This is a genomic window from Streptomyces sp. OfavH-34-F (assembly GCF_022347745.1).
In the GTDB taxonomy this organism is placed as follows: Bacteria; Actinomycetota; Actinomycetes; order Streptomycetales; family Streptomycetaceae; genus Streptomyces.
In genome coordinates this window covers 1-7,906 of sequence record NZ_JAKRGC010000303.1, presented here as the reverse complement: position 1 = coordinate 7,906, position 7,906 = coordinate 1, and the positions used below count along the sequence as shown (strand labels likewise).

Below are 7,906 nucleotides of genomic sequence, written 5' to 3'. Positions count from 1 at the left end.
GCCGTCGACGTGGTGCGGCGGGCGGCGGTCGTGCTCGCCGGTGCGGAGGCCGCGAGCGCCGAGGTGCTGACCTCGATGGAGACGGCCGCCGGGGGCACCCGGCTCACGATCAGGGGCTCGGGGGCGTACGACTTCCGGGCCGCGTCGGGCCGGCTCAAGGTCGTGCTGCCGCCCGGCGCGACGGGCGAGGAGGAGCACCGCCCGATCACGGAGCTGCTGGCGCCGGGCGCGCTGTACATGAAGAACCGGGGCGCCGGGGTGCCCGCCGACAAGTGGGTGCGGATCGACACGACGGCGCTGGAGGACGGCAACCTCGTCACCGGCGGGGTGACCGATCCGCTGGCCGCCGCCGAACTGCTGCGCGGCGCGGGGGCCGTGACGTACGTCGGCGAGACGGAGCTGGCCGGGGTGCCGGTGCGGCACTACCGGGGTACGGCGGACATCGGCCGGGCCGCCCGGATGGCGGCGCCGGGCGTGCGGCCGGCGCTGGAGGCGGCGGCGAAAGGGTTCCGCACGCGGACCGTGCGGTTCGAGGCCTATCTGGACGAGCAGGGCCGGCTGCGCAAGGTGCGCCACCGGTTCCGGTTCGCCAATACGGGCCCGGCGGCGGAGGTCGTGTCGACGACGCTCCTGTACGGGTTCGGCGTGCCGGTGGCCGTACGGCTGCCGGACGCGCGGGACATCTACACCGGGGAGATCGGGCGGGGACGGGCGTGAGATGAATCCCACCCGAACCGTGCAGATCCGGCCACCCCACAGGTCCCGTACCGCCCCACCGGGCGCTTCCGACCCGCCGTTCCCGGTCCGTCCGGGGGCGGTGAAATGGTCCGTCCGTGCCATGCGCGGCGCGTGTCGGGCTCTCTACCCTGGAAAGCCGGTGACGGCAGTGAGAGGTGAGTGACGTGGTGACGCTCAGCGCCCCGACCGTGTCGGACCATGTGGCGCTCGCCGAGATCGAGCTGTGCGGGGAACTGATGATCGCGGCGTCGGCGGCGATCGGCGAACGGCTCAGTTCCGAGCGGATCGACGAGGTGCTCGATGTGAAGGTGAGCGCCGACCGCACCACCGTGCCCCGGCAGGGAGAGCACCGGGGCTGACGGGGGCGCGGGCGCGGACGTCAGGTGCGCAGCAGGCGGGCGATGGCCTTGGTGGCCTCCTCGACCTTGGCGTCGATCTCGGCGCCGCCCTTGACGGCCGCGTCGGCGACGCAGTGGCGCAGGTGCTCCTCCAGGAGCTGGAGCGCGAAGGACTGGAGGGCCTTGGTGGACGCCGAGACCTGGGTGAGTATGTCGATGCAGTAGACGTCCTCGTCGACCATGCGCTGGAGGCCGCGGATCTGGCCCTCGATCCGGCGCAGCCGCTTGAGGTGCTCGGTCTTCTGGTGGTGGTAGCCGTGGATGCCGCGGTCGTGGTCGGTCACGACCGGTGACGCGTCCGGTGCGGGCTGCGTTCCCGTGGCCTCGGTCGTCGTCATTGCTGCCTCCCGTTTTCCCTTTACCTGGCGTCTATATACCCCTGGCGGGTATATCTTAACGAATTCAGCTGAAACGTGACCGGGGCCCCGTGCTGATCACTGTGCCTGATGCGCGACACTGACGATGCCGGTTAGCCGTGGCCGGATGATGCGCCTAGCATCAGCCTGACCGAATCCAAAGCACCCCGAGGACCCCACGTGCGCTTTCGTCTGACCCCCAGGGAGACGAGCTTCTACGACATGTTCTCCGCGTCCGCGGACAACATCGTCACGGGCTCGAAACTCCTGATGGAACTGCTCGGGGCGGAGCCGACTTCCCGTGCCGAGATCGCGGAGCGCATGCGGGCGGCGGAGCACGCGGGGGACGATGCCACCCACGCGATCTTCCACCAGCTGAACTCCTCGTTCATCACGCCGTTCGACCGTGAGGACATCTACAACCTCGCCTCGTCGCTCGACGACATCATGGACTTCATGGAGGAGGCCGTCGACCTGGTCGTGCTGTACCAGATCGAGAAGCTTCCCAAGGGCGTGGAGCAGCAGATCGAGGTGCTGGCGCGGGCCGCCGAGCTGACCGCCGAGGCGATGCCCGGTCTGCGCACCATGGACAACCTCACTGAGTACTGGATCGAGGTCAACCGGCTGGAGAACCAGGCGGACCAGATCCACCGCAAGCTGCTCGCCCAGCTCTTCAACGGCAAGTACGACGCCATAGAGGTGCTGAAGCTGAAGCAGGTCGTGGACGTGCTGGAAGAGGCTGCGGACGCGTTCGAGCACGTCGCGAACACGGTGGAGACCATCGCGGTCAAGGAGTCCTGAACCACGTGGACACCTTCGTACTGGTCGTGACCATCGGCGTCGCGCTCGGCTTCACGTACACCAACGGCTTCCACGACTCGGCGAACGCCATCGCCACGTCGGTCTCCACGCGGGCGCTGACCCCGCGGGCGGCGCTGGCGATGGCGGCGGTGATGAACCTCGCGGGTGCGTTCCTCGGGAGCGGGGTCGCCAAGACCGTCAGCGAGGGCCTGATCGCGACGCCCGAGGGCAACAAGGGGATGGGCATCCTCTTCGCGGCGCTCGTCGGGGCCGTCATCTGGAACCTGGTCACCTGGTACTTCGGGCTGCCCTCGTCGTCCTCGCACGCCCTGTTCGGCGGCATGGTCGGCGCGGCGCTGGCCGGCGGGACGATGGTGCACTGGGACGGGGTGCTCGACAAGATCGTCATTCCGATGTTCCTGTCCCCGGTGATCGGCCTGGTGGTCGGTTATCTGGTGATGGTCGCCATCATGTGGATGTTCCGGAAGGTCAACCCGCACAAGGCGAAGCGCGGCTTCCGCATCGCCCAGACGGTGTCGGCCGCGGGCATGGCGCTCGGGCACGGTCTGCAGGACGCGCAGAAGACGATGGGCATCGTGGTGATGGCCCTGGTCATCGCCGACGTCGAGTCCCCGAGCGACCCGATCCCGGTCTGGGTGAAGCTCGTCTGCGCGCTGATGCTGTCGCTGGGCACGTACGCGGGCGGCTGGCGCATCATGCGTACGCTCGGCCGGAAGATCATCGAGCTGGACCCGCCGCAGGGTTTCGCCGCCGAGACCACGGGCGCGTCGATCATGTTCGGTTCGGCGTTCCTCTTCCACGCGCCGATCTCCACGACCCATGTCATCACCTCGGCGATCATGGGTGTGGGTGCCACGAAGCGGGTGAACGCGGTGCGCTGGGGCGTCGCGAAGAACATCATTCTCGGGTGGTTCATCACCATGCCGGCCGCGGCCCTGGTCGCCGCCGGAAGCTACGGCCTCGTGTACCTGGTGTTCGGCTGAGGCCGTCCCGCGCCGGAACGGGTCCGCCCCGCGCTCCTCGTGGAGCGCGGGGCGGACCCTTCGCCTTGTGGTGGCACCGCCATGCAGCACCCCAAGGCCGTCGGGGGGACGGGCCGGCTCAGCCGAAGCGGCCGGAGATGTAGTCCTCGGTGGCCTGGACCGACGGGTTGGAGAAGATGCGCTCCGTCTCGTCGATCTCGATGAGCTTGCCGGGCTTGCCGACCGAGGCCAGGTTGAAGAACGCGGTCCGGTCCGAGACACGGGCCGCCTGCTGCATGTTGTGCGTGACGATGACGATGGTGAACCGCTCCTTCAGCTCGCCGACCAGGTCCTCGATGGCGAGGGTGGAGATCGGGTCCAGGGCGGAGCACGGCTCGTCCATCAGCAGCACGTCCGGCTCGACCGCGATGGCGCGGGCGATGCACAGGCGCTGCTGCTGGCCGCCGGAGAGGCCGGAGCCGGGCTTGTTCAGCCGGTCCTTGACCTCGTTCCACAGGTTCGCGCCGCGCAGCGACTTCTCGACGATGTCCTCCAGGGCGCTCTTGCGGTAGGAGCCGTTGAGGCGCAGGCCGGCCGCCACGTTGTCGAAGATCGACATGGTGGGGAACGGGTTGGGGCGCTGGAAGACCATGCCGACCGTGCGGCGCACGGTGACCGGGTCGACGCCGGGTCCGTACAGGTTCTCGTCGTCCAGGAGCACCTTGCCCTCGACGCGGCCGCCGGGGGTGACCTCGTGCATCCGGTTCAGGGTGCGCAGGAAGGTGGACTTGCCGCAGCCGGAGGGGCCGATGAAGGCGGTCACCGAGCCGGGTTCCACGGTCATGGAGATGTCGTCGATCGCCTTGTGGCTGCCGTAGTAGGCCGACAGTCCGCTGACGTCTATGCGCTTGGCCATCTGAATCACTGCTGCTTTCCGGCGGGCCTAGCGCCCGGCCTTGGGGGCCTTCCAGCGGGCGATGCCGCGGGCCACCAGGTTGAGGATCATGACGAAGGCGATGAGGACCAGGGCGGCGGCCCAGGCGCGGTCGTAGGACGCGGCCTCCCCGACCCGGTACTGCTCGTAGATGTAGAACGAGAGCGAGGACTGGGCGCCTTCGAAGGGGTTGGTGTTGATCAGCTGGCTGCCGAAGACCAGCAGCATGATCGGCGCGGTCTCGCCGGCGATGCGGGCCACGGCGAGCATGACGCCGGTGACGATGCCGCCGATCGCGGTCGGCAGGACCACCTTGAGGATGGTGCGCCACTTCGGCACGCCGAGGGCGAGGGAGGCCTCGCGCAGCTCGTTCGGGACGAGCTTGAGCATCTCCTCGGTGGAGCGGACGACGACCGGGATCATCAGGATGGTCAGGGCGAGCGCGCCCATCAGGCCGGACGGCTCCAGGCCGGTGATCAGCATGATGGAGAGGATGAACAGACCGGCGACGATCGAGGGGATGCCGGTCATCACGTCCACGAAGAAGGTGACGGCCCTGGCCAGCGAGCCCTTGCCGTACTCCACCAGGTAGACGGCGGTGAGCAGGCCGAGCGGGGCGGAGATCAGGGTGGCGATGCCGATCTGCTCCAGGGTGCCGATCAGCGCGTGGTAGACGCCGCCGCTGGCCTCGGGCCCGAGGACACCGGCCATGGAGTGGGTCAGGAAGTAGCCGTCCAGGCGTTCGGAGCCGCGGCTGATGGTCGTCCAGAGCAGCGAGGCGAGCGGGACGACGGCGAGCAGGAAGCAGACCCAGACCAGGCTGGTGGCGAGGCGGTCCCGGGCCTGGCGCTGGTTCTCGACGACGCTGGTGGTGATGTATGAGATCACCAGGAAGAACAGCGCGGAGAGCAGGCCCCACTGCACGCGGCTCTGCCAGCCGGCGGCGAGGGCGAGGCCGACACCCAGCACGATGCCGGCGGCGGCGAAGCCGAGCGGGGCGAGGCGGGGCAGGGACCGGGTGCTGAGGCCGGGCCTGGGGGCGGCGGGTGCGGGCACCGGGATCTCCTGGACGCCGGTGGTGGTGGCGTGGCTCATGCGTTGGCCCCCGAGTACTCCTTGCGGCGGGCGATGATGAGCCGCGCGGCGCCGTTGACCAGCAGGGTGAGGACGAAGAGGACCAGGCCGGAGGCGATCAGGGCGTCCCGCCCGAACGCGTCGGCCTCGCCGAACTTCGCCGCGATGTTCTGGGCGAAGGTGCCGCCGCCCGGGTTGAGCACGTGCAGGGAGATCAGGAAGCTCGGCGACAGGACCGTGGCGACGGCCATCGTCTCGCCGAGCGCGCGGCCCAGGCCCAGCATCGACGCGGAGATGATGCCGGAGCGGCCGAACGGCAGCACGGAGAGGCGGATGACCTCCCAGCGGGTGGCGCCGAGGGCGAGCGCGGCCTCCTCGTTCATGCGCGGGACCTGGAGGAACACCTCGCGGCTGACGCTGGTCACGATCGGCAGGATCATGACCGCGAGCAGGATGCCCACGGTGAACAGCGAGCGGGCGACGCCGATCTCGGTCTTCTCGAAGACGTACGTCCAGCCGAAGAACTGGTCGAGCCAGAGGTTCAGCCCCTCCAGGTACGGCACGAGGACGAGGGCGCCCCAGATGCCGTAGACGATGCTGGGGACCGCGGCGAGCAGGTCGATGACGTACGCGATCGGGCCGGCCAGTTTGCGCGGCGCGTAGTGCGAGATGAACAGGGCGATGCCGACGGAGACCGGGACCGCGATGGCCATCGCGATGACGGAGCTGACGACGGTGCCGAAGAGGAGGACGGCGATGCCGAAGACGGGCGGGTCACCGGCCGGGTTCCAGTCGAAGGTGGTGAGGAAGTTGCCCTCGTCCTTCGAGATGGCGATCGCGGCGCGGTAGCTGAGGAACACGGCGATGGACGCCATGATCATCAGAAGCAGGATGCCGGAGCCGCGCGACAGTCCGAGGAAGATCCGGTCGCCTGCGCGGCCCGTGGAGCGGGGGCGGGATCGCCCGGCCGCTGGGGTCTGTATCTGTGGTGTGGTGGAAGCCATGGTCTTTCCGGTCTGTGTGGGGGAGCGGCACGCTCCCCTGGCGGCGGTGCACCGGAGGGGCTGGGGCGCGGCCGGCCCGGAGGGGTGTTCCGGACCGGCCGCCGGGCGCGTCGTGCGCGTCGTGCGGCGTGTTCTCGTTACGAGAGGCCGGCGACGGTCTCGCGGACCTTGGCGTTGATCTCCTCGGGGATCGGCGCGTAGCCGGCCTCGGTGAGGAGCTTCTGGCCGTCCGCCGAGGCGGCGTAGCCGAGGAAGGACTTCACGGTGCCGAGGGTCTCGGCCTTGTTGCCGGTGTCGCAGACGACCTCGTAGGTGACCAGGACCATCGGGTAGGCGCCCTCGGCCTTGGTGGTGTAGTCGAGTTCGAGGGCCAGGTCCTTGCCGGTGCCCTTGATCTTGGCGGCGGCGATGGCCTTGGAGGCGTTCTCGGACGTGGCCTTGACCGGGGCGGAGCCGCCGGTGTCGATGTCGACGGTGCTGATCTGCTGCGAGGTGGCGTAGGAGAGCTCGAAGTAGCCGATCGAGCCGTCCACCTGCTTGACCTGGCTGGCGACGCCGGAGGAGCCGGACGCGGCCTGGCCGCCGGGGGCGGGCCACTTCTTCTCGGCCTCGTACTTCCAGTCCTGCGGGGCGGCGGCGCCGAGGTACTTGCCGAGGTTCTGGGTGGTGCCGGAGTCCTCGGAGCGGTGGAAGGCCTGGATCGCCTTGTCCGGCAGCTTGGCGCCGGGGTTGAGCTTGGCGATCGCCTCGTCGTTCCACTTCTTGATCTTCGTGTCGAAGATCTTGGCGAGGGTGGGGGCGTCCAGGGTCAGGCTGTCGATGCCTTCGAGGTGGAAGCCGACGGCGATCGGGCCGCCGACCATCGGCAGGTTGATGCCCTGGCCGGTCTTGCAGATCTTCTTGGAGTCGGCGACCTCCTCGGGCTTCAGCGCCGAGTCGGAGCCGGCGAAGCCGACGGTGCCCTGGTTGAAGGCGACGATGCCCTCGCCGGACGAGGAGGAGTTGTAGTTGATCTCCACGCCGGAGCAGGCGGCCATGTACTCCTTGACCCAGAGGTCCATGGCGTTCTTCTGGGCGCTGGAGCCGGACGCGCGCAGCTGGCCCTTGGCGCCGTCGCACTTGACGTTGGACGCGGCCTTCGTCTTGCCGCCGCCCGAGGCGGAGGTGTCGCCGCTGTTGTCGTCGGAACCGCACGCCGTGAGGACCAGGGCGCCGGAGACGGCGAGGGCACCGAGCGCGGTGGCACGAAGCCGGTTCTTGCGCTGAAGCTTCACTTTCGGGTGTTCCTTCCAGGAGCCGCCGCGGCTGTTGGGGCGAGGCGGCGTGCGACGCGGGTGGTGCAGTGGCTGGTGCCTGCACCCGGTAGGTCTGAAATTAGGCAGACCAGGTGACGTGGTTGACGGGGGAGAGTGAACGGCGGGTGAACCGTGGCGGGCGGCCCGGTTCCGCCGGATGCCGGCGGGGCGCGGCCCGGGTTACGCGCGGGGCGGGGCCCGGGTTACGTGCGGGGCGCGGCCCCGGTTTTGCGCGGGGCGGGGCCCGGGTTACGCGCGGGGCAGGGCGCCCAGCGCCGCGTCGAGCAGCTCGCGGTCGCGCGGCTGGGGGAGGCGGGCGCGGG

At 69.6% G+C, this 7,906-nt stretch carries 9 protein-coding genes; 4 read left to right on the top strand and 5 right to left on the bottom strand.

The window, feature by feature from the left end:
• Both MHW47_RS29040 and MHW47_RS29035 read left to right on the top strand, forming a co-directional pair.
• Positions 1-717: hypothetical protein (locus tag MHW47_RS29040; protein WP_239226733.1), on the top strand; the 717-nt coding region annotated here is incomplete at its 5' end.
• 185 nt (positions 718-902) lie between these two features.
• Entirely contained in the window at positions 903-1,097 is a 195-nt protein-coding gene (locus tag MHW47_RS29035) for a hypothetical protein (RefSeq protein ID WP_239226732.1), read from the top strand.
• Between the two features lie 20 nt (positions 1,098-1,117).
• Here the strand turns inward: MHW47_RS29035 and MHW47_RS29030 are convergent, their stop codons facing one another.
• A complete protein-coding gene (locus tag MHW47_RS29030) occupies positions 1,118-1,474 on the bottom strand; it encodes a metal-sensitive transcriptional regulator (protein ID WP_239226731.1) in 357 nt (118 codons plus the stop codon).
• A 198-nt stretch (positions 1,475-1,672) separates the two neighbouring features.
• On the opposite strand from MHW47_RS29030, the gene MHW47_RS29025 reads away from it, so the two are divergent.
• On the top strand, positions 1,673-2,293 hold the full coding sequence (locus MHW47_RS29025) for a DUF47 domain-containing protein (protein ID WP_239226730.1): 621 nt from the start codon (positions 1,673-1,675) through the stop codon (positions 2,291-2,293).
• 5 nt (positions 2,294-2,298) lie between these two features.
• Positions 2,299-3,297: an inorganic phosphate transporter gene (locus MHW47_RS29020; RefSeq protein WP_239226729.1), complete on the top strand. Its 999-nt coding sequence runs from the start codon at positions 2,299-2,301 to the stop codon at positions 3,295-3,297.
• Positions 3,298-3,415: 118 nt separating this feature from the next.
• Here MHW47_RS29020 and pstB read toward each other — a convergent pair whose 3' ends face one another.
• The 4 genes from pstB to pstS form a co-directional block, all read right to left on the bottom strand.
• Positions 3,416-4,192: a phosphate ABC transporter ATP-binding protein PstB gene (gene pstB / locus MHW47_RS29015; RefSeq protein ID WP_239226728.1), complete on the bottom strand. Its 777-nt coding sequence runs from the start codon at positions 4,190-4,192 to the stop codon at positions 3,416-3,418.
• 27 nt (positions 4,193-4,219) lie between these two features.
• Complete coding sequence (gene pstA, locus MHW47_RS29010; RefSeq protein WP_239226727.1) at positions 4,220-5,305, bottom strand: phosphate ABC transporter permease PstA; 1,086 nt, start codon at positions 5,303-5,305, stop codon at positions 4,220-4,222.
• Entirely contained in the window at positions 5,302-6,288 is a 987-nt protein-coding gene (gene pstC / locus MHW47_RS29005; protein WP_239226726.1) for a phosphate ABC transporter permease subunit PstC, read from the bottom strand. The genes pstA and pstC overlap by 4 nt, the downstream gene beginning before the upstream one ends.
• A gap of 137 nt (positions 6,289-6,425) precedes the next feature.
• Positions 6,426-7,562: a phosphate ABC transporter substrate-binding protein PstS gene (pstS, locus tag MHW47_RS29000; RefSeq protein ID WP_239226725.1), complete on the bottom strand. Its 1,137-nt coding sequence runs from the start codon at positions 7,560-7,562 to the stop codon at positions 6,426-6,428.
• Between the last annotated feature and the right edge of the window lie 344 nt (positions 7,563-7,906).

Coding starts and splice junctions, on each gene's coding strand:
- pstA (WP_239226727.1), bottom strand. CDS start 5,305: ATGAGCCACGCCACCACCACCGGCGTCCAGGAGATCCCGGTGCCCGCA.
- MHW47_RS29030 (WP_239226731.1), bottom strand. CDS start 1,474: ATGACGACGACCGAGGCCACGGGAACGCAGCCCGCACCGGACGCGTCA.
- pstB (WP_239226728.1), bottom strand. CDS start 4,192: ATGGCCAAGCGCATAGACGTCAGCGGACTGTCGGCCTACTACGGCAGC.
- pstC (WP_239226726.1), bottom strand. CDS start 6,288: ATGGCTTCCACCACACCACAGATACAGACCCCAGCGGCCGGGCGATCC.